General features: G+C 64.3%; 18 protein-coding genes. 14 read left to right on the forward strand and 4 right to left on the reverse strand.

The features are described 5' to 3' along the window. The first annotated feature begins 168 nt into the window (after positions 1–168). The 4 genes from alr (at position 169) to FJW06_RS14020 (ending at position 3816) form a co-directional block, all read left to right on the forward strand. Positions 169–1320: an alanine racemase gene (alr, locus tag FJW06_RS14005; protein WP_140752600.1), complete on the forward strand. Its 1152-nt coding sequence runs from the start codon at positions 169–171 to the stop codon at positions 1318–1320. Between the two features lie 270 nt (positions 1321–1590). Continuing rightward, the gene (rnk, locus tag FJW06_RS14010) at positions 1591–2004 is read left to right on the forward strand and encodes a nucleoside diphosphate kinase regulator (protein WP_140752602.1); all 414 of its coding nucleotides are present in this window, start codon (positions 1591–1593) and stop codon (positions 2002–2004) included. Beyond that, positions 2001–2531, forward strand: coding sequence for a nucleoside-diphosphate kinase (locus FJW06_RS14015; RefSeq protein WP_140752604.1), 531 nt, complete (start codon positions 2001–2003; stop codon positions 2529–2531). The genes rnk and FJW06_RS14015 overlap by 4 nt, the downstream gene beginning before the upstream one ends. Next, positions 2470–3816: a D-amino acid dehydrogenase gene (locus FJW06_RS14020; protein ID WP_348644033.1), complete on the forward strand. Its 1347-nt coding sequence runs from the start codon at positions 2470–2472 to the stop codon at positions 3814–3816. Before FJW06_RS14015 ends, FJW06_RS14020 begins: the two co-directional genes overlap by 62 nt. Positions 3817–3980: 164 nt before the next feature. Here the strand turns inward: FJW06_RS14020 and FJW06_RS14025 are convergent, their stop codons facing one another. Together FJW06_RS14025 and FJW06_RS14030 are read right to left on the reverse strand one after the other, a co-directional pair. After that, a complete protein-coding gene (locus tag FJW06_RS14025; protein ID WP_140752608.1) occupies positions 3981–6143 on the reverse strand; it encodes a phosphatidylserine/phosphatidylglycerophosphate/cardiolipin synthase family protein in 2163 nt (720 codons plus the stop codon). Continuing rightward, positions 6140–6580 carry a hypothetical protein gene (locus FJW06_RS14030; protein WP_140752610.1) on the reverse strand — a complete coding sequence of 147 codons (441 nt, stop codon included), beginning with the start codon at positions 6578–6580 and terminating at the stop codon, positions 6140–6142. The genes FJW06_RS14025 and FJW06_RS14030 overlap by 4 nt, the downstream gene beginning before the upstream one ends. A gap of 219 nt (positions 6581–6799) precedes the next feature. Here FJW06_RS14030 and FJW06_RS14035 point away from each other — a divergent pair, with 219 nt between their 5' ends. Next, positions 6800–7237 carry a hypothetical protein gene (locus FJW06_RS14035; RefSeq protein ID WP_246674608.1) on the forward strand — a complete coding sequence of 146 codons (438 nt, stop codon included), beginning with the start codon at positions 6800–6802 and terminating at the stop codon, positions 7235–7237. 294 nt (positions 7238–7531) lie between these two features. On the opposite strand, the gene FJW06_RS14040 is transcribed toward FJW06_RS14035, so the two are convergent. Next, positions 7532–8413: a LysR family transcriptional regulator gene (locus FJW06_RS14040; RefSeq protein WP_140752612.1), complete on the reverse strand. Its 882-nt coding sequence runs from the start codon at positions 8411–8413 to the stop codon at positions 7532–7534. A gap of 362 nt (positions 8414–8775) precedes the next feature. Here FJW06_RS14040 and FJW06_RS14050 point away from each other — a divergent pair, with 362 nt between their 5' ends. Both FJW06_RS14050 and FJW06_RS14055 read left to right on the forward strand, forming a co-directional pair. After that, on the forward strand, positions 8776–10272 hold the full coding sequence (locus tag FJW06_RS14050; protein WP_140752614.1) for a CoA-acylating methylmalonate-semialdehyde dehydrogenase: 1497 nt from the start codon (positions 8776–8778) through the stop codon (positions 10270–10272). A gap of 291 nt (positions 10273–10563) precedes the next feature. Beyond that, complete coding sequence (locus tag FJW06_RS14055; protein ID WP_140752616.1) at positions 10564–10866, forward strand: hypothetical protein; 303 nt, start codon at positions 10564–10566, stop codon at positions 10864–10866. Positions 10867–10931: 65 nt separating this feature from the next. Here FJW06_RS14055 and FJW06_RS14060 read toward each other — a convergent pair whose 3' ends face one another. Continuing rightward, the gene (locus FJW06_RS14060; RefSeq protein ID WP_246674609.1) at positions 10932–11636 is read right to left on the reverse strand and encodes a GntR family transcriptional regulator; all 705 of its coding nucleotides are present in this window, start codon (positions 11634–11636) and stop codon (positions 10932–10934) included. Positions 11637–11705: 69 nt separating this feature from the next. On the opposite strand from FJW06_RS14060, the gene FJW06_RS14065 reads away from it, so the two are divergent. The 7 genes from FJW06_RS14065 (at position 11706) to FJW06_RS14095 (ending at position 20027) form a co-directional block, all read left to right on the forward strand. Then, positions 11706–12635: a dihydrodipicolinate synthase family protein gene (locus tag FJW06_RS14065; protein ID WP_140752618.1), complete on the forward strand. Its 930-nt coding sequence runs from the start codon at positions 11706–11708 to the stop codon at positions 12633–12635. 179 nt (positions 12636–12814) lie between these two features. After that, on the forward strand, positions 12815–14038 hold the full coding sequence (locus tag FJW06_RS14070; protein WP_140752852.1) for an FAD-binding oxidoreductase: 1224 nt from the start codon (positions 12815–12817) through the stop codon (positions 14036–14038). Between the two features lie 12 nt (positions 14039–14050). Further along, positions 14051–15052: a 4-hydroxyproline epimerase gene (locus FJW06_RS14075; RefSeq protein ID WP_140752620.1), complete on the forward strand. Its 1002-nt coding sequence runs from the start codon at positions 14051–14053 to the stop codon at positions 15050–15052. A gap of 544 nt (positions 15053–15596) precedes the next feature. Further along, positions 15597–16499 carry a branched-chain amino acid ABC transporter permease LivH gene (locus FJW06_RS14080; RefSeq protein WP_140752622.1) on the forward strand — a complete coding sequence of 301 codons (903 nt, stop codon included), beginning with the start codon at positions 15597–15599 and terminating at the stop codon, positions 16497–16499. A gap of 5 nt (positions 16500–16504) precedes the next feature. Then, complete coding sequence (livM, locus tag FJW06_RS14085; RefSeq protein WP_140752624.1) at positions 16505–17902, forward strand: high-affinity branched-chain amino acid ABC transporter permease LivM; 1398 nt, start codon at positions 16505–16507, stop codon at positions 17900–17902. After that, positions 17902–19299 (forward strand): ATP-binding cassette domain-containing protein, encoded by a 1398-nt coding sequence (locus FJW06_RS14090; RefSeq protein WP_140752626.1) that lies wholly within the window; start codon positions 17902–17904, stop codon positions 19297–19299. Before livM ends, FJW06_RS14090 begins: the two co-directional genes overlap by 1 nt. Further along, on the forward strand, positions 19299–20027 hold the full coding sequence (locus FJW06_RS14095; protein ID WP_140752628.1) for an ABC transporter ATP-binding protein: 729 nt from the start codon (positions 19299–19301) through the stop codon (positions 20025–20027). Before FJW06_RS14090 ends, FJW06_RS14095 begins: the two co-directional genes overlap by 1 nt. Positions 20028–20125: the final 98 nt, after the last annotated feature.

Below are 20125 nucleotides of genomic sequence, written 5' to 3' on the forward strand. Positions count from 1 at the left end.
ACGTACTTCAAATACGCTCCGCTCCGGTTCTCGAAGCCACCCACTTTGGTCGCTTCGCGCCCGTCTTCGACTCCGACTCGGCCTGACCTGAATCTCGACAGCTTCAGGGCAGTTGCTGCGTCAATGTTAGAATTCTACTGATTGTCGACGTAAAGATGGGAAGTCGCCATGGATGATGACGCCAGCCGTGCTTTGACGAGATACGACGCGATCGGCGGCCAGCCGGTCAGCGAGGCGGCCGCGGGCGCGATCCTGACGATCGAGCTTGGCGCCATCCGTGAAAACTACCGCCGGCTGAAGGCGCGGCTGAACGGCGTCCGCTGCGCCGGCGTGCTCAAGGCCGACGGCTATGGACTCGGCGCCGCCCAAGTGGCTTCGGCGCTGGCGAAAGAAGGCTGCGACATCTTCTTCGTCGCGCTGCTCGGCGAGGGCATCGCGCTGCGCAAGGCGATCGGGCCGGGGCCGGATATCTTCGTGCTGAACGGACTGCCTCCGGGTTCGGAGCCGGAAGCGCTGGCGGCCGGGCTTTGCCCGGTCATCAACAGTCCCGTTCAACTGAAGGCCTGGCGCGGGACGGCGCGGGATGCAGCCCGGAACCTGCCTGCCGCCATCCAGGTCGACAGCGGCATGGCACGGCTCGGCATGGCGCCGGCGGACGTCGAGGCGCTCGCCGGCGAAGCGGGTGCCTTTAACGGCATCGACGTCCGCTTCGTGATGAGCCATCTCGCCCGCGCCGACGAGCCGCAGCAGGCGGCCAACGAGGAGCAGCGGCGCGAATTCGAGCGGTTGCGCAAGATGCTGCCTGCAGCGCCCGCATCCTTAGCCAACTCGTCCGGCATCTTCCTCGGACCGGAATATCACCACGAGCTTGCTCGCCCGGGGGCTGCGCTTTACGGCGTCAACCCGACGCCCTACGCACCCAACCCGATGCTGCCGGCGATACGGCTGGATGCCAAGGTGGCGCAAACGCGCGAGATCGGCGCCGGCACGGGCATCGGCTACGGCCATACCAACCGGGCAGACCGGCCGCTCAGGCTGGCGACCATCTCGCTGGGATATGGCGACGGCTGGCACCGGCGCGCCGCTTCGGCCGCCTGGTTCGAGGGCGTGCGGTTGCCCTTCGTCGGCCGCGTGTCGATGGACTCGATCATCCTCGACATCTCGGCGCTTCCCGCCGGCCGGCTCGGCGAGGGCGATCTCGTCGAGCTCATCGGTCCCTCGCAAAGCGTCGACGATGCGGCAGGCCACGCCGGCACGATCGGCTACGAGATATTGACCAGCCTGGGTGCGCGCTTTCACCGCCGCTACACAGGTGGTTGAGGCAGGCGCCTTGCTTGACAAGCCGGTGCTTCTCGGCAAGGTTCGGGGCATGAGCAACCTCGCTTATACCAAAACCTGCTTCAGGGTTTGCCCCATCGCGGGAGCGTAGCCCCGGCGTGGCCGCCAATGCCGGCGGCCGCGTGAACCGGGGCGTTTAATTCCTGACATTTTCATCGAGCCTGCGGTCCTTGCGGCCAGGCTTTGTTCGCCGCCTTAATCGTGGCGGCTTGCGCGCATCCGGAACCGATGCGCCAGCACATGAGGTGTGCCATGCATGCGGCAACGCAATCGCGTTCGCGAAACACCATCCTTGTCAGCACGGCGGATCACGACCGGCTGAGCAGTCTCGCCAGGGCTTTTCTCGACCGTACGCCCGATATGGCCGAGGACCTGCTTGCCGAGATGGATCGCGCCAGGGTCGCAAACGAGGCGGCAATGCCCGCCGACGTGGTGCGGATGGGCTCGACCGTGACGCTTCAGGATCCGGAGGGAGGCACTCAGACGGTGACGCTGGTCTATCCGGCGGAGGCCGACATCGCCGAAAGACGCATATCGGTGCTGACGCCGCTTGGAACCGCGCTGATCGGCGCGCGGGCCGGACGTACGGTTTCCTGGCGCAGCCGCGACAGCCGGGTCCTCTCGGCAACGATCGGCGCCGTCGAACAAACGCGGAGGGCGCCATGACCAGGACCGTCTACCGTCTCACCGCCAAGGACTTCGCGGTGATCGAGGCGATGCTGATGCGCCGTCGCGCGTTTGCCGATCCGATCGCGCCGATGCTCGAACGCAAGCTCGCCGAAAGCCGCGTCATTGCGACGGGGGCCGTCGAGCCCGACCTTGCCACGCTCAACAGCCGGGTGATTTTCCGCGTCGGCGGCGGCTCATCGCAAACACGGACCCTGGTGCAGGCCGAAGCATCCGCTCCTGTCGGCTCCGGCCTGCCGGTCGCCACATGGCACGGCCTCTGCCTGCTTGGCATGAAGGCAGGTCAATCGGCGCTGGTCGAGCGGCCCGGCGGCCCTGCCGAGGAGGTCCTTCTCGAGGATGTGGCTTATCAGCCGGAGGCCGCGCGGCGGGAAGCAAAGGACCGCGCCGCCGAACGCCATATCCTCAAGCTGGTCCACAGCGCGCCCGCCGCTGACTGGTCCCTTGGCGGGCGCGGCAAAATCCGGCAGACAGAGGGGGACGATCCGGGCCCTTCGGCGGCATGATCGGCCTTTGAGGGAGCATAGAATGAAAGTCATCGTGCTGGGCGGCGGCGTGATCGGGGTCACCACCGCATACTTCCTCACCGAGGCCGGTCATGAAGTGACCGTCTACGATCGCCAGCCCGGGCCGGCGCTCGAAACCAGCTTCGCCAATGCCGGCGAGGTGTCGCCGGGTTATGCCTCGCCCTGGGCCGGGCCGGGCATCCCGGTCAAGGCCGTGAAATGGCTGCTGATGAAATACGGCCCGCTTGTCGTGCGACCGGCCTTCGACCCGCATATGTGGACCTGGCTCCTCAAGATGCTGCGCAACTGCACGGCCGAGCGCTATGCGCTCAACAAGTCGCGCATGGTGCCCTTGGCCGAATACAGTCGCGACACGCTGAAGGCGCTGCGCGAGGCGACCGGCATCACCTATGACGAACGGGCCAAGGGCACGCTGCAGCTCTTCCGCAAACAGAAGCAGCTCGACGGCACCGGCGGCGATGTCGAGGTGCTGAAGAAATACGGCGTGCCCTACGAGATCCTCGACCGCGACGGCTGTGTCGCCGCCGAGCCGGCGCTTGCGGCGGTGCGCGACAAGTTCGTCGGCGGCCTCAGGCTTCCGGGCGACGAGACCGGCGACTGCAAGATGTTCACCAACAAGCTCGCCGAACTCTGCGTGGCGCGCGGCGTCACCTTCGAATATGGCTCGACCATCCGGCGCATTGTCAGGAACCGCAACCGCCTCACCAATGTGCTCACCGATACCGGATGGAAAACCGCGGACGCGTTCGTGATGGCAATGGGCAGCTATTCGGCGCAATTCATGCGCACGCTGGGGCGGCCGATTCCGGTCTATCCGGTCAAGGGCTATTCGATCACCGTGCCGATCACCAATGCCGACGCCGCGCCGGTGTCGACCGTCATGGACGAGACCTACAAGGTGGCGATCACCAGGCTCGGCGATCGTATCCGCGTCGGCGGCACGGCGGAGATTTCGGGCTATGACCTTCGCCTGCATGAATCGCGCCGCCGCACGCTCGAACACTCGGTCGGCGATCTCTTTCCCGGCGGCGGCGATCTCAAGGCGGCGAGCTTCTGGTGCGGCTTGCGGCCGATGACGCCGGACGGGCCGCCCTTGGTCGGACTGAGCGAGGTCGCCAACCTCTACCTCAACACCGGTCACGGCACGCTCGGCTGGACCATGGCCTGCGGCTCGGCCAAGGTGCTGGCCGACATCATGTCCAACCGGGTGCCCGAGATCAACGCGCGCGATCTGAGCCCGGAGCGGTATCTGAAGCCCATTTAAGGTGCGCTGATATTCAGGTGAGGCCGGCCTGCAAATGCCGATCTCCTGCGCTTCCGGTGCTCACGTATTTCAAGTACGCTCCGCTCCGGTTCTCGCAGATCGTCATTTTCGGCTCGGCCTGACCTGAATCTCAACACACCTTAATTTATGTCGGGCGGCGGCGTTCAGAACGCCTCCCGGACCCAGCTGTCGCTGAACAGCAGCCGGTAGGCCCAGCCGATCGTGACATTGGTGGCGACCGGGCGCGAATGGGCGAGGTAATCGTCATAGACCGGCTTCATGCGGCGATAGAAGGCCGGATCGAGCACGACCATGCCGTTCTCCGAGTCGTGGAAGAAGCTGCGGTTGTTAAGGTTGACCGACGAGATGGCGACCAGCCTTTCGTCGATCATCATGATCTTGGAATGCAGCACGACATCCGGCGCCTTGAACTCGCGGATGTTGATGCGGTCGCCATATTTCTCGACGAACAGCTTGTTGAGCGCGGTGAGGAACCGGCCGCCAATATCACCTTTGAGGTCGATGCGGCCGACGACATCGATCTTCACGCCCCTGGCCAGCGCCCGGTCGAAGGCCCGAGCGATGTCGGGCGTTAGGTTGAGGTAGGGATTGACGATTTCGATGCGCTGCTCGGCGGTGTCGATCAGTTCGACGAAATAGGCCTCCAGCGCGTGCCCGTCCTCGTAGGGCACGGAAATGAAATGCCGCGCCACGCCGCGCGGGGCAGCTATGGAGCGAACCGGAATGGAGAACGGCCGCGACAGATTGGTGTCGGCATCGCGCAGCCAGATGGTCGACAGATGCGCGGCCAGCGTCTCGACGGTCGCCGGGTCGGCGATCTCGATGTCGAAGTCGCTCCAGTTGGAATAGTAGTTCAGCGAGAAGCCGTCGGTCTTGCCGTATTGTTCAAGCTCCGGATAGCGGGTCAGGTCGACCGGCTTGTGGAACAGAAAACCGTCATGGATGTTGCGGCCGCCGATGATGACGCGCGAGCGACCGGGCTGTTCGGCCAGCGTCGCCAGCATCTTGATGTGATGGGTCTTGTGCAGCTGTGATAGCTGCTCGTCGATCGGCGCGCCGTGATCGGCCTGCCAGCGATATTCCTGCAACTCGACATTGGGGAATTCCGCCGCCAGCCGGTGCAGCATGGCGTCGTCCTTCTCCCGCTCCAGCACGTCGGTGACCAGGATGCGCACCTTGGCGCCCTGCGCCGCATGGTGGCGGATCAGCCGCTCCATGATGCGGCCGGAGAAGTCCGCCTTGAACTCGAGCGACGACAGATAGATCAGTCTGAGTTTCGGCGCGTTGGAGAAATCGAGCGGCAGCTCGGGATCAGCCTTGTCGAAGGCGCTGTCCGGCAGCGTCTTGCCGAGTAGGGCTTCGACCTTCGCGTTGAAGCCGTCGCGCGATTTGCGCAGCAGGGTCGGCGATCCCAATGGCAGCGCGCAGGTCTGCGACAGCCAGCGGCCGGCATAGAAGGCGCGGTCGAGCTCCTCCATACCCGCCGGGTCGGGCACCGGGCAGCGGTCGTAGCGGCTGTCGAGCCACGCTATCCAGGGATCGGCGCTCTCCTCCCGCAGCAGCGTCAGCGGCGCGCCTGCCGGGGCCAGGGTCGAGGTGATGCGAAGATCGCAGCGGGTCAGCGCTTGGTCCGGAAACAGGCTGACCGAGGTTTCGGCGGCCGGCAGGCTGAAATGGAATGGCGCGGCCTTGGCGAGCGTGGTGGATCGGCCCGATGCGCGGATCGCGAGCGGGCCGTTGCAGGCGCCGGCGATGTCGACGGGCTGTCGGCCGGCCTGGCGCAGCACGATCTCGACCGAGCGCGCCTCAAGGCCGGAGAAGCTGAAGGTCTTGGGCGCCAAGGGCCGCGCGGCGGCATCGAGATAGAGCGTCTGCCGCGACATGCGCCAGCGGCCGGCGAACCGGCCTTCGCCCGGCTTGCCTTGTGTCGGCGCGAATTCAGTGTCGTCGAGCAGTCTGGCCAAGCGTTGCAGCGCCGGATAGGTCGCATGAAAGCCGCTGTTCTGGACATCGCGCCAGTCGCGGCCGAAGCGGCCGGTGCCGTTGGCGCGGTCGAGCGCATCGAGGCGGCTTTGGGCGAGCAGCGCCTGGAACTGTTTCTCGTAGGCGCTGTCGCCGTCGCTCGCGACGTAGTGGGCTCCGGCGATCTCCGCGCCGCTGCTGTCCGCCGAGACGGGCAGATGGCCGCAAGCTTCGTCGCTTGGGAAGAAGGCGCAGGCCGAATGCCCCGGCATGCCGGCGCAACCGGCAAATGCCGCCAGCGCCAGTCCAAGCAATGCCTTGGCGAGGGCCGGTCTGAAGCTCATCCGGCCGCCCCGTTCATGGCCTTGAGCTGGGCAGGATCGCGCGGCGGCAGGAAGCCCTGCGGAAAGATCCTGCAGACGGGAAACGCGAAAGTGGCGATCAGCAACTCGGCCTCGCTGCGCATTTTGCGCGGCGCCGTCCGGTCGTCGCGGATCTTCCTGGCGGAGGCGACAAGCGCGCCGTCGCAGTCGCAATGATCGTGCCTTGCAATGTAACAGGCATCATGGAGCCGGCACGCGGCATCGAGACGGTCGACCGGCCTTGCCGACAGATCGCCGGTGCGCGTGCCCGGGCCGCAATAATTGCCGATGACGAAAGGTGACGGGCGCGACATGGCATAGCGGATCGGCTTCGGCAGCTCCGCTTCCGGAACCTTCGCCCAGGGATTGGCGCAGTCCGACAGGAAAAGCAGCGGCAGAATGGCAAGAACGGCTCGCATTTCTCCGCCGGCGTTCCGAAGATTGTCCCCCAGAGCGTTTCACCGTTTCACGGCGAACCGCTCTATCTCTTTGTTCTGACGCAATTCCTAGAATTGCTCTGGCGCCCGGTCACGACATGGCCAGGCGCGCTGGTGCCACAGTGGCTGAATTTGTGGCGGAGGCAAGGCGGCGACGACCAACTGCCTGTGATAGGATCGGCGGCAGCGAGGGACCTTCGAATGCTCCTTTTTCTTTTGGCGACGGCGGCCGCATATCTGACCTGCGCCGCGGCGGCGCTTGCCGCGGACAAGGCCGTTCACGATAGGGAGCACGGCTTTTCGCTGACCTATCCCGAGGAATGGGCGAGCGAAACCGCTTTTGACGACACCATTCGGCTCAAGATCAAATCCGGCGAACAAGGACTCACCTGCCGCGTGTCGGAAAATGCCTATGATCCGACCGCTCCTGACAATCCACCCGACGTCAGGGCATTCATGGAGGAAGATTGGCAGGTGAGCAATTGGCAGACCATGGTCGGAGTCGCTTATCAGTCGGCCGCCTTCCGCCAGGACAGGCTGGCGCATTTCCCGGACGGCTATCCGGTGCGCATAGGCGACATGGATTCCATTATGCCGACGAAAATGTCAGCTTCTACGGCCATTCCCGCATCGCGCTGACGCTGCGCAACTCGCATTACGGCTTTGTCGATTGCGTCGCGGGCGACAGCTCCGAAGAGATAAAGCGGAAATGGGCGCCGCTTGCGGACGAGGCCGAGAAGATCGTGAGCTCCTTCGTGCTCGACGCGGATTAGATCGTGATGGCGTTTCGTTGAATCGCCCTCACGATCTAACTCTTTGTTGGAGCATGATCTTTCTCCGAAAGCCGGTTTCCACTTTTCGGGATCATGCTCTATCTCTTTGTTTTTAAGCAATTCCGGACGGAAAACCGCTCACACTTTTCCGGGAATTGCTCTAGACAAAAAGGCCGCGCTCGCGTTCCACCGCCTTGGTGATGAAGTTGGCAACCAACTGCACGCGGCGCAGCGGCCGCACCGATTCGTGATAGACCAGCCAGTAGGCGCGGCGGATGGGCGCGACGATGTCGACCGACACCAGCTCCGGCATCGAACGGGCGACGAACGTGTGCAGGATACCGATGCCGGCGCCGGAGCGCACCGCTTCGGCCTGGCCGAGCGCCGAGGAGATGGCGAAGCTGGTGCGCCATTCGGGGCTGAATTCGGCGGCATAGTCGAGCGAGGGGCTGACGATGAGGTCCGGCACATAGCCGATCAGCGTGTGCCGGCCGAGCTCGGCCGGCGTTTTTGGCAGGCCGTTGGCTTCGGCATAGCTGCGGGAGGCGAAGAGGCCGAGCGTGTAGTCGACCAGCTTGCCGGCCACCAGCCGGCCTTCGGTCGGACGCTCGACGGTGATCGCGATATCGGCCTCGCGGCGCGACAGCGAGAAGGAGCGCGGCACCGGCACCAGCTGGATGGTGAGCTCACGGTGCAGAGCGGTCAGTTCGCCCAGCCGCTTTGCCAGGAAAGCGACGCCGAAGCCGTCCGGCGCGCCGATGCGTACCGTGCCCGAAACGTCGTCGCCTTCGCCGGCAATGGTCGAGCGCGCGGCGATCATGTCGCCTTCCATGCGCTCGGCGATGTCGAGGAAGCGCTCGCCGGCCGGCGTCAGCTCGCTGCCGGTAGTCAGGCGGCGGAAGAGTTTCGTGCGAAGCGCCTCCTCCAGCGCGGCGATGCGGCGCGAGACGGTAGCGTGGTTGAGCTCCAGGCGTTTGGCCGCGCCGAGGATCTGCCCGGCACGCGCCACGGCCAGGAAGATGCGGACGTCATCCCAGTTCATGGACGGAGCCCGTTCTGTGATTATCTAGGTCGCGTTCCTTCGCGCCCCCCTCTGTCCTGCCGGACATCTCCCCTTTCAGGGAGGAGATCAGATGTCGCGCCGGTTTTCGCCAATCGCCGATGCGGAAGAAGGTGCTGCCGGCGAAGCTGCTGATCTCCCCCCTAGAGGGGGAGATGGCCGGCAGGCCAGAGGGGGGCGTGACAAGACTCAACCTGAGAAATCCTCGCGGGAGGTATTGCGACAATTAATGCACACTGCGCTGTCGTTGTCTATTTTCCGCACAACGGTTGCGATCTTCCTCGCGTTGCCATCGCGGCCGCGAAAGCGGACAATGGGATCATCACCAAGACAGGGAGAGAACCATGATCGAATACGGTCATTTCATCGGCGGCAAGCGTGTCGCCGGCACCAGCGGGCGCAAGCAGGATGTGATGCAGCCGATGGACGGCTCCGTGCGCGGCACGGTGGCTTTAGCCTCGCAGGCGGAACTGCGCGCCGCGGTCGAGAACGCCAAGGCGGCGCAGCCGAAATGGGCGGCCACCAACCCGCAGCGCCGCGTGCGCGTGCTGATGAAGTTCCTCGAGCTGGTCCAGCGCGACTATGACGAGCTGGCCGACATCCTGGCGCGCGAGCACGGCAAGACCATCGCCGATGCGCGCGGCGACATCCAGCGCGGCCTCGAAGTGGTCGAGGTCTGCATCGGCGCGCCGCATATGATGAAGGGCGAGTTCACCGACGGCGCCGGCCCCGGCATCGACGTCTATTCGATGCGCCAGCCGCTGGGCGTCGTCGCCGGCATCACCCCGTTCAACTTCCCGGCCATGATCCCGCTGTGGAAGATCGCTCCGGCCATCGCCTGCGGCAACGCCTTCATCCTGAAGCCCTCGGAGCGCGATCCGGGCGTGCCGATCCGCATTGCCGAGCTCTTCATCGAGGCCGGCCTCCCGGCCGGTATCCTCAACGTCGTCAACGGCGACAAGGAAGTGGTCGACGCCATCCTCGACGATCCGGACATCAAGGCCATCGGCTTCGTCGGCTCGACGCCGATCGCGCATTACATCTATTCGCGCGGCACCGCCTCGGGCAAGCGCGTGCAGTGCTTCGGCGGTGCCAAGAACCACATGATCATCATGCCCGACGCCGACATGGACCAGACGGTCGACGCCCTCATCGGCGCCGGCTACGGCTCGGCCGGCGAGCGCTGCATGGCGATCTCGGTGGCGGTCCCGGTCGGCAACGACACCGCCAACCGGCTCATGGAAAAGCTGGTGCCGCGCGTCGAAAGCCTGAAGGTCGGCCCCTCGACGGATTCGTCCGCCGATTTCGGCCCGCTGGTGACGGCGCAAGCGCTGGAGCGCGTGAAGGGTTATGTCGATATCGGCGTCAAGGAAGGTGCCAAGCTCGTCGTCGACGGCCGCGGCTTCAAGATGCAGGGCTATGAGAACGGCTACTATATGGGCGGCTGCCTGTTCGACAATGTCACCGCCGACATGCGCATCTACAAGGAAGAAATCTTCGGGCCGGTGCTCTCGGTGGTGCGCGCGCCGCGCTATGAGGACGCCATCAAGCTCGCCAACGACCACGAGATGGGCAACGGCGTCGCCATCTTCACCCGCGACGGCGACGCCGCGCGTGACTTCGCCTCGCGCGTCCAGGTCGGCATGGTCGGCATCAACGTGCCGATCCCGGTTCCGATCGCCTATTACACGTTCGGCGGCTGGAAGGCGTCGTCCTTCGGCGACCTCAACCAGCATGGCCCGGATGCGTTCCGCTTCTACACCAAGACCAAGACGGTCACCTCGCGCTGGCCGTCGGGCATCAAGGACGGCGCGGAGTTCGTCATCCCGACGATGTACTGAGCGGACCGCCTTCAAGCGGGCATTGAAAAAAGCGCGGTGCAAATCGCGCTTTTTTCTTTATGCCGGGTCAACCTATCGCCTTTCTTGCTGCCGTCATCGCGGCGGCGCAACTCAAGGTGCGTGGTTCGAGGCGCGTCACGTTGAGAGCATCCGTACCTTCTAATAATTCCATAGCCGTGTGATGGAACCAACAGACCACCATCTGCCTTAGGCTGTATTCCTGCCATGCGTGCAGGCAACCAAGCAGCGCCGGTCAAGCCGGGGTTCTCGTCTGGCGCGAGGAGGTGTCAGATGACACGATTTTTTGCGGCAGCACTATTGGCGGCGGCGGGGATGATCGCTGGAGCCGCGCCGGCGAGCGCGGCGGCGCAATGCGCGGCGCGGGCCGATATCATCAAGGCGCTTGGCGACAAGTTCCACGAAACCGAGGCCGGACGCGGCCTGATCAACCCGAACGTCGTGCTCGAGATCTTTGTCTCGGATCAAGGAAGCTGGACGGTGCTCGCGTCCGACACCAAGGGCCAGAGTTGCGTGCTCTCCGTGGGCGAGGGCTGGGATAGCCCGACGATCACCGCGGCGATGCCAGGCGCCTGAAAACGACAGCGTTTTTTGAAAATGCGGTGGCCGGACAACCGGCGTCGCAGTTATCTGAAATTGCCCTACCGCGTGGCGGCGACTTCGGCGTGGCCGCGCAGCAGCGCCATCAGTTTCTTGGCATCCTTGGCGGCGGCTTCCTCGTCACCGTCGAGGATAGAGCGGATCAACGCGACGTGGTGCTCGGCCGATTCGGCCAGCCCGGTATCGGCCTTGTAGCGATACCAGAAGCGGCGGCTGTGGGTCTGCAAGGGGGCGGCGACACGCGCCGCGAAGTGGTTGTCGGCGGCGATCGCCAGCGCTTCGTCGAGCGCCTTGTCGGCCTGGATGAAGGCAAGCACGTTGCCCGAGATCACCGCCTTCTGCATCGCCAGAGCCGCCTCGTGGAACAGGTCGGCGGCCTCGCGGGTGACGAAGCGGGCGGCCGAGCGGGCGAGCACGACCTCGATGCCGCGCCGTGCATCCAGCACCCGCAGCCAGTCGCCGGCGTGAAGCGGCGCGACCGCGATCCCCGCGCGAGGCCTGATGTCGAGAAGTCCTTCCCAGGCGAGCCGCTGGATCGCTTCGCGCACCGGCGTGCGTCCGAGACCCAGCCGGTCGATCAGCGCGCCTTCGGTGACGAAGCTCGACGGCGCCAGCTCGAGCGTGACGATCATGTGCTCCAGCGCGCGATAGGCCTTGGTCGCCGCCGGCTCGAAGGTCGCGTTGGCATCAGCGGATATCAGCGGGGAGATCAATGGCCGGCTCCTGATATATTTTTCATATATCATAACGGATTCAGCATTGACGAGCCAGCTCTTATTAGATATACGACTGATATATCAATTGGAGAGACAGCCATGTGGGCCGGAGTTTTCCCCGCCGTCACGACCAAATTCGCCGCCGACGACCGCCTCGACCATGCCGAGATGGAGCGCTGCTATTCGCTGCAGATGGAGGCCGGCTGCGACGGCATCATCGTCTGCGGCTCGCTCGGCGAGGGGCCGATGCTGTCGCATGACGAGAAGATCGAGGTGCTGAAAACGGCGCAGACAGTCGCCGGCAAGAAGCCGGTGCTCTTGACCGTCAACGAGCCCGGCACGCGCGAGGCGGCTGCTATTGCCAGGCGCGCCGCCAAGGAAGGCGCCGACGGGCTGATGGTGGTGCCGAGCCCGATCTACCACACCAACCCGCAGGAAACCGTCTCGGCGCTTCGCGCTGTCGCGGAAGCCGGCGACCTGCCGGTGATGATCTACTCCAACCGGCTTGCCTATCGCGTCGACGTAACCGTCGAGCTGATGGAGGAGCTGGCATCCGACAAGCGCTTCGTCGCCATCAAGGAATCCTCCGACGACATCCGCCGCTCGACCGAGATCATCAACCGCTTCGGCGACCGCTACGACCTCTTCACCGGCGTCGACAACCTTGCCTTCGAGGCACTGTCGGTCGGCGCAATCGGCTGGGTCGCCGGACTGGTCACCGCCTTTCCGCGCGAGACGGTCGCCATCTATCAGCTGATGCGGCAGGGCCGCCGTGACGAGGCGCTGACGATCTACCGCTGGTTCCGGCCCTTGCTCGACCTCGATGTCTCGACCTATCTGGTCCAAAACATCAAGCTTGCCGAAGTGCTGGCGATCGGTACCAATGACCGCGTGCGCATGCCGCGCCAGCCGCTGTCGGGCGAACGCCGCGAGGCGGTCGAGAAGATCGTCCGGGATGCGCTGGCGGTGCGGCCGATGCTGCCGTCGGATCTTTCTCGACCAGTGGAGAGAATGGCGGCAGCCGAGTAAGAGGCAGGGTTCGCGTGCAGGAAAATTCCGAGGAGGGGCGCCGCCCCTCATCCGCCCTTCGGGCGCCGCGGCCCGCCGCTGTCGCTGCGGGCGTTCGTCATTCGGAAAGCCAAGCAACTGGCTTTCCGCCCGCTACGCGGAACACTCCTCACCCCCGTGAACGGGGAAAAGGGGAAGACATCGCCATTATCGGTGGCGGCATCATAGGCATCTGCGCCGCGGCCTTCCTGTCCGAAGCGGGACGCAGCGTCACCGTCTTCGACCGCACGGGGGTCTGCGAGGAGACGAGCTCCGGCAATGCCGCCGCCTTCGCCTTCTCCGACGTGCTGCCGCTGGCGCATAAGGGAATGATCCGGCAATTGCCGAAATGGCTCGCCGATCCGCTCGGGCCGTTGGCCATTCCGCCGGCCTATCTGCCCAAGCTCCTGCCCTGGCTGATCCGCTTCTGGCGGGCGGGTGCGGCGAAGCACTACGAGACGAGCCTCGCCACGCAGGCGGGCATGATGAAGCTCGCCGAAGCCGAATGGATGGGGCTGCTCGACCGCTCCGGCACGCGGCCGATGCTGCGCGAGGACGGCTCGCTGGAATTCTATGAGAGCGAGGCGGAGTTCCGCGCCTCGCTGCCCGGCTGGGGCGAGCGCCAGCGTTTCGGCATCGGCTTCCGCCATGTCGAGGGCGAGGAGATGGCCGCGCTCCAGCCGGGTCTTTCGCCGCGCTTCGTCAAGGGCACCTTCGTGCCGGGATGGAAGACGGTCGCCGATCCCAAGCTGCTCGGCAAGGCGGTCTGGGCCTATGCTGAAAAGCTCGACGCACGGTTCGAGCATGCGCGGGTCGAGCGCATCGAGGCTGGCGCAAACGGCGCCACGATCGTGCTTGCCGACGGTACCAGGCGGACGGCGAAGAAGCTCCTGATCGCCGCGGGCGCCTGGTCCCACCTCCTGGCAAGGGCTCTCGGCGACCGCATCCCGCTCGAAACCGAGCGCGGCTACAACACGACGCTGCCGGCGTCGGCTTTCGACGTGAAGCGGCAGCTGATCTTTTCCGGGCATGGCTTCGTCATTACGCCGCTCGAAACCGGCCTGCGCGTCGGCGGGGCCGTGGAGCTCGGCGGCATCGAGAGGCCGCCCAACTTCGCGCGTTCCAAGGCGATGCTGGAGAAGGCGAAGCGTTTTCTGCCCGGGCTCGATCCGTCCGGCGGCCGCGAATGGATGGGTTTCCGCCCGTCGCTGCCGGATTCATTGCCGGTCATCGGCGCGGCGCGCGCGCCGAATGTCTATTATGCCTTCGGCCACGGCCATCTCGGCCTCACCCAGTCGGCGGCGACCGGCCGCTTGATCCGCGATGTCGTTCTCGGGCAGACTCTGCCGCTCGATCTCACGCCCTTCAGTCCGCAGCGTTTCTGAAAAGAGTGCATCATGGCGAAAAAATCCTTCTTCTGCATCGACGGCCACACCTGCGGCAACCCGGTGCGCCTGGTCGCCGGCGGTGGGCCGCTGCTCGAGGGCTCGACGATGATGGAGCGACGGGCGCATTTTCTGGCCGAATATGACTGGATCCGCACCGGACTGATGTTCGAGCCGCGCGGCCATGACGTGATGTCGGGCTCTATCCTCTATCCGCCGACGCGCGAGGATTGCGATATCGCCATCCTGTTCATCGAGACGTCGGGCTGCCTGCCGATGTGCGGCCATGGGACGATCGGCACGGTGACGATGGCGATCGAGCACGGGCTGGTGAAGCCGAAGACGCCGGGCGTCTTGAGGCTCGACACGCCGGCCGGCCTCGTCATCGCCGAATACAAGCAGCTTGGCGAATATGTCGAGGAGGTGCGCATCACCAATGTGCCCTCATTCCTCTATGCCGAAGGCCTGACCGTCGAATGCCCGGTGCTCGGCGAGATCAGCGTCGACGTCGCCTATGGCGGCAATTTCTACGCCATCGTCGAGCCGCAAAAGAATTATCGCGACATGGCCGATTATTCGGCGGGCGACCTCATCGCCTGGAGCCCGGTGGTGCGCCAGCGCCTCAACGAGAAATACTCCTTCGTGCATCCGGAGAATCCCGGCATCAACCGGCTGTCGCACATGCTGTGGACCGGCAAGCCAAAACATGCCGAGGCCGATGCGCGCAACGCGGTCTTCTATGGCGACAAGGCGATCGACCGCTCGCCTTGTGGCACCGGCACCTCGGCACGCATGGCGCAGCTCCATGCCAAGGGCAGGCTCAAGGAAGGCGACAGTTTCGTACATGAATCGATCATCGGCTCGCTGTTCAAGGGCAGGGTCGAAAAGGAGGTCAGCGTGGCCGGCAAGCCGGCGATCATTCCCTCGATCGGCGGCTGGGCACGGATGACCGGGTTGAACACCATCTTCATCGACGACCGCGATCCATTCGCGCATGGGTTCATCGTGACGTGACAGGGTCGGCCGGGATACACTCAGGCCTCGGGCCGACCGCCCAGGCGACATGGTGCCGGCGGGCGTCTTCATCCGTGGCTCGAGGGGATTGAAAACACAATCTCAATGGACAGGCAGGCTCTGCTTCCCGAGACTTTGCTTCAAGGCTCTTCTATTTTGAAGAGGCGTATCCATCGAGGGCGGCCCGCCGTCACATGGCCGTCACACAAGGCAAAATCTTGACCTTGCGGAAGATGCGGCGGCGCAAAGCCGCATGCTTCGGTTCGTGCAAGGATTCTTCTCATCAACTTATTTTGACGCTGATTCCTTCGACAGGAGGCTCATCATAAGGTTGAATCGTCAAAGACATTGCGTTGTGCCAATGATAGGGTCCGCGATAGTCCAGGGGTCGGATGTGAAAAAACGGGCAATCGGGCGCGTGCTTCCAAACCACGCGGAGCGATTGAAAAATCACGTTGCAATCCGGGCTCGAAACTTTACGACTAGGGGAAATACGAAAAGGAATGCGTCCTGAAAGGCGACATTCCAGGGGAGCCGCATAAATATGCAATATTTCGTCCAGCAGCTTATCAACGGGCTGACGCTGGGATCGATCTATGGACTGATCGCGATCGGCTATACGATGGTCTACGGCATCATCGGCATGATCAATTTCGCCCATGGCGACATCTTCATGATCGGCGCCTTCACCGCGCTCATCGTCTTCCTGATCCTCGGCGCGCTGTTCTACTCGGTGCCGGTCGTGGTGGCGCTTCTGATCATGATGATCGTGGCGATGCTTCTCACCAGCCTCTACAACTGGACCATCGAGAAGGTGGCCTACCGGCCCCTGCGCGGCTCCTTCCGCCTGGCGCCGCTGATCACCGCCATCGGCATGTCGATCGCGTTGTCCAACTTCGTGCAGGTCACGCAGGGCCCGCGCAACAAGCCGATCCCGCCGCTGGTCAGCCAGGTCTACACGATCGACGGCATCAGCATCTCGCTGAAGCAGATCATCATCGTGATCGTCACCGTCATATTGCTGGCGATCTTCTGGTACCTCGTCAACCGGACCGCGCTCGGGCGGGCGCAGCGCGCCTGCGAGCAGGACCGCAAGATGGCGGCGCTGCTCGGTATCGACGTCGACCGCACCATCTCCATCACCTTCATCATGGGCGCGGCCCTTGCGGCCGTCGCAGGCACGCTGTTCCTGATGTATTACGGCGTCGTGGTGTTCTCGGACGGCTTCGTGCCGGGCGTGAAAGCCTTCACGGCGGCGGTGCTCGGCGGCATCGGGTCGCTGCCGGGCGCTGTGCTCGGCGGGTTGCTGATCGGCTTCATCGAGAGCATGTGGTCGGCCTATTTCTCGATCGACTACAAGGACGTCGCCGCTTTCTCGATCCTGGCGATCGTGCTGATCTTCCTGCCCTCCGGCATCCTCGGCCGGCCTGAAGTCGAAAAGGTCTGATCCTCATGGCCGCTACCGTGTCTTCGGAGCGCGACGCCGTCGCTACTCCCATCCAACGTGCTTTCCGCGAGGCGCTTTACGCCGGCGCCATTTCGCTTGGACTGTTCGTGCTGTTCATCGGTCTCAGGACCGACCAGAACATCAGCAATGAACTGATCCTGGTGCAGCGCTGGGGGCTGCTTGCACTGGTCGTCATTGCCGTTGCCGTTGGACGTTTCCTCTATATTGCCTACGCCGTGCCGGCGATGGAGCGGTCCAAGGCCGAAAAAGCGCGGGTGCAGGCGCCGGCCATCGCGGCCGAACCGAGCTTCGTGCGGCAGAATTTCAACAAAATCGGCCTGGCCATCCTCATCCTCTACCCCGTGGCGATGGTGCTGCTGTTCGGCTTCCAGGGCTCGCTCAAATGGGTCGACAATTTTGGCATCCAGATCCTCATCTATGTGATGCTGGCTTGGGGGCTGAACATCGTCATCGGGCTGGCCGGCCTGCTTGATCTCGGTTATGTCGCCTTCTATGCCGTCGGCGCCTATGCCTACGCGCTGCTCGGCACGCATTTCGGCCTGTCCTTCTGGATCCTGCTGCCGGCGGCCGGCTGCATGGCCGCCTTCTGGGGCGTCATGCTCGGATTTCCGGTGCTACGATTGCGCGGCGACTATCTTGCGATCGTCACGCTCGCCTTTGGCGAGATCATCCGGCTCGTGTTGATCAACTGGCGCGAAGTGACCAACGGTTCGGCCGGGATCTCCGGTATTCCGAAAGTCTCGTTCTTCGGCCTGATGTCGTTCAACGTTTCCGATCCGAACTACATCGCCAAGGTTCTGCACATCGCTCAATCGGGCGCCTACTACAAGATCTTCCTCTATTATCTCGCTCTGGCGCTGTGCCTGCTCACCGCCTTCGTCACCATCAGGCTTCGCCGCCTGCCTGTCGGCCGCGCCTGGGAAGCGTTGCGCGAGGACGAGATCGCCTGCCGCTCGCTCGGCATCAACACGACCACCACCAAGCTGACGGCATTCGCCACCGGCGCCATGTTCGGCGGCTTCGCCGGCTCCTTCTTCGCCGCGCGGCAAGGCTTCGTCAGCCCTGAATCCTTCGTCTTCCTGGAATCGGCGATCATCCTCGCCATCGTCGTGCTCGGCGGCATGGGTTCGCTGGGCGGCATCGCGGTGGCGGCGCTGGTGATGATCGGCGGCACCGAGATCCTGCGCGAGCTCGACTTCCTCAAAGCTGTGTTCGGACCGGACTTCACGCCCGAACTCTACCGCATGCTCCTGTTCGGCATGGCCATGGTGATCGTCATGCTGTGGAAGCCGCGCGGCTTCGTCGGCAGCCGCGAGCCCACGGCCTTCCTCAAGGAACGAAGAGCGGTCTCGGCCTCGTTCACCAAGGAGGGCCACGGCTGATGAACGCGACCCCTTCCTCGAACGATTTCATCCTGCAGGTCGAGCATCTGTCGATGAAGTTCGGCGGCCTAGTCGCGATCGGCGACCTGTCGTTCCAGGCCAGGCGCGGCGAGATCACCGCGCTGATCGGACCGAACGGCGCGGGCAAGACCACGGTGTTCAACTGCATCACCGGTTTCTATAAACCGTCGGAAGGCATGATCACCCTGAACCGGGGAGACGGCTCGACCTATCTGCTCGAGCGCCTGCCCAACCACGAGATCCCGGCGCGCGCCAAGGTGGCGCGCACCTTCCAGAACATCCGCCTGTTCTCCGGCATGACGTTGCTCGAGAACCTTCTGGTCGCGCAGCACAACAAGCTAATGAAGGCATCGGGCTACACCTTCCTCGGCCTGTTCGGCTTCCCGAGCTATCGACAGGCATCGGCCGAATCGATCGAGCTCGCCAGGCACTGGCTGGAGAAGGCCGATCTCGTCGATCGTGCCGACGATCCCGCCGGCGACCTGCCCTATGGCGCCCAGCGGCGCCTGGAGATCGCGCGGGCCATGTGCACGGGGCCGGAGCTCCTGTGCCTCGACGAGCCGGCCGCCGGCCTCAATCCGAAGGAATCGGCCGCGCTCAACGAGCTGTTGATGGATATCAAAAGTACCGGCACATCGATCCTGCTCATCGAGCACGACATGTCGGTGGTGATGCAGATCTCCGATCATGTCGTGGTGCTCGAATACGGCCGCAAAATTTCCGACGGCAATCCGCAGTCGGTGCGCACCGATCCGCGCGTCATCGCAGCCTATCTCGGCGTCGACGACGAAGAGGTCGAGACGGTGCTGACCGAGGTCGGCGACGAGGACGTGATCGAGCAGCTCGATACCGGCCCCGATTCCGCGCATGGGCCCGGCAGCTCCGCGTCGATGATGGCGGGGCCGGTTTCCGACAGCGTCGAACACGCCGACGAGGGCGAGCGCGTCACGGTGTCGAAAGGCGCCTCGAAGGCGGCGCAGGTCGACGCGCGCGCCGCGGCAGTCGCCAGCAAGCCGATTGTCGCTCCGGTAGCGGCGAAGAAGCCGGCAGCAAAAACGCGGTCGACAAAGGCGGGCGCGAAGGCTCCCGCCGCAAAAGCCTCGAGCATCTCCAACCGCCTCGACGCGCCGCGCGGCGGCAAGGCCGACAGCCTGATCCGCATCAAGGGCATCGGCCCGGTCAACGAGCGGAAGCTGAACGAGCACGGCATCTTCCATTTCGACCAGATCGCCGCCTGGAAGCAGGCCGACATCGAAGCGGCGGAAGCCTATCTCGCCTTTGACGGGCGCATCGCGCGCGAAGACTGGATCGGCCAGGCGAAGGCGCTGGCGAAGGAAGCGGCGGCCAAGCCCGCGACGCGTGGAGGGCGCAAATAATGGCCGGCACAACGCTGCTCGACATTAAGGGGGTCGAGACCTACTACGGCAACATCCGGGCGCTGAACGGCGTCAATGTGCAGGTCAACCAGGGTGAGATCGTGGCGCTTATCGGCGCCAACGGCGCCGGCAAGTCGACCCTGATGATGACCATCTTCGGCGCTCCGCGCGCGCGAACCGGCACCATCACCTTCGCCGGCACCGACATCACCCAGTTGCCGACGCACGAGATTGCCCGCCTGCGCATCGCCCAGTCGCCGGAAGGACGACGCATCTTCCCGCGCATGACGGTGATGGAAAACCTGCAGATGGGCGCCAGTCTCGACAACCTCAAACATTATGACGAGGACGTCGAGAAGGTGTTCACGCTGTTCCCGCGGCTGAAAGAGCGCATCACCCAGCGCGGCGGCACGCTGTCAGGCGGCGAGCAGCAGATGCTGTCGATCGGGCGCGCGCTCATGGCGCGGCCGAAACTGCTTTTGCTCGACGAGCCGTCGCTGGGTCTCGCGCCGCTGATCGTCAAGCAGATCTTCGACGCCATCCGCGAGCTCAACAGGACGCAAGGGCTGACCGTGTTCCTGGTGGAGCAGAACGCCTTCGGCGCGCTCAAACTGGCGACGCGCGGTTATGTCATGGTCAACGGCAATGTGACGATGAGCGGCACCGGCAAGGAATTGCTTGCCAATCCGGAAGTGCGCGCCGCCTATCTCGAAGGCGGACATCACTAGAGCGCGATGACTTTCCCAGGATCGTCATTCCGCTCTAAGGCTTTGTTCTTGAAGCATGATTTCCTCCGAAAAGCCTGCAACTTTTCGGGATCATGCTA

The organism is Mesorhizobium sp. B4-1-3 (assembly GCF_006439355.1).
In the GTDB taxonomy this organism is placed as follows: domain Bacteria; phylum Pseudomonadota; class Alphaproteobacteria; order Rhizobiales; family Rhizobiaceae; genus Mesorhizobium.

Excerpts from the sequence above, each read along its gene's own strand:
- rnk (WP_140752602.1), top strand. The coding sequence starts at position 1,591 with ATGCATGCGGCAACGCAATCGCGTTCGCGAAACACCATCCTTGTCAGC.
- FJW06_RS14040 (WP_140752612.1), bottom strand. The coding sequence starts at position 8,413 with ATGAACTGGGATGACGTCCGCATCTTCCTGGCCGTGGCGCGTGCCGGG.
- livM (WP_140752624.1), top strand. The coding sequence starts at position 16,505 with ATGGCCGCTACCGTGTCTTCGGAGCGCGACGCCGTCGCTACTCCCATC.
- FJW06_RS14090 (WP_140752626.1), top strand. The coding sequence starts at position 17,902 with ATGAACGCGACCCCTTCCTCGAACGATTTCATCCTGCAGGTCGAGCAT.
- FJW06_RS14095 (WP_140752628.1), top strand. The coding sequence starts at position 19,299 with ATGGCCGGCACAACGCTGCTCGACATTAAGGGGGTCGAGACCTACTAC.
- FJW06_RS14060 (WP_246674609.1), bottom strand. The coding sequence starts at position 11,636 with ATGATATATGAAAAATATATCAGGAGCCGGCCATTGATCTCCCCGCTG.
- FJW06_RS14075 (WP_140752620.1), top strand. The coding sequence starts at position 14,051 with ATGGCGAAAAAATCCTTCTTCTGCATCGACGGCCACACCTGCGGCAAC.
- alr (WP_140752600.1), top strand. The coding sequence starts at position 169 with ATGGATGATGACGCCAGCCGTGCTTTGACGAGATACGACGCGATCGGC.
- FJW06_RS14065 (WP_140752618.1), top strand. The coding sequence starts at position 11,706 with ATGTGGGCCGGAGTTTTCCCCGCCGTCACGACCAAATTCGCCGCCGAC.
- FJW06_RS14015 (WP_140752604.1), top strand. The coding sequence starts at position 2,001 with ATGACCAGGACCGTCTACCGTCTCACCGCCAAGGACTTCGCGGTGATC.
- FJW06_RS14030 (WP_140752610.1), bottom strand. The coding sequence starts at position 6,580 with ATGCGAGCCGTTCTTGCCATTCTGCCGCTGCTTTTCCTGTCGGACTGC.
- FJW06_RS14035 (WP_246674608.1), top strand. The coding sequence starts at position 6,800 with ATGCTCCTTTTTCTTTTGGCGACGGCGGCCGCATATCTGACCTGCGCC.
- FJW06_RS14055 (WP_140752616.1), top strand. The coding sequence starts at position 10,564 with ATGACACGATTTTTTGCGGCAGCACTATTGGCGGCGGCGGGGATGATC.
- FJW06_RS14025 (WP_140752608.1), bottom strand. The coding sequence starts at position 6,143 with ATGAGCTTCAGACCGGCCCTCGCCAAGGCATTGCTTGGACTGGCGCTG.
- FJW06_RS14080 (WP_140752622.1), top strand. The coding sequence starts at position 15,597 with ATGCAATATTTCGTCCAGCAGCTTATCAACGGGCTGACGCTGGGATCG.
- FJW06_RS14050 (WP_140752614.1), top strand. The coding sequence starts at position 8,776 with ATGATCGAATACGGTCATTTCATCGGCGGCAAGCGTGTCGCCGGCACC.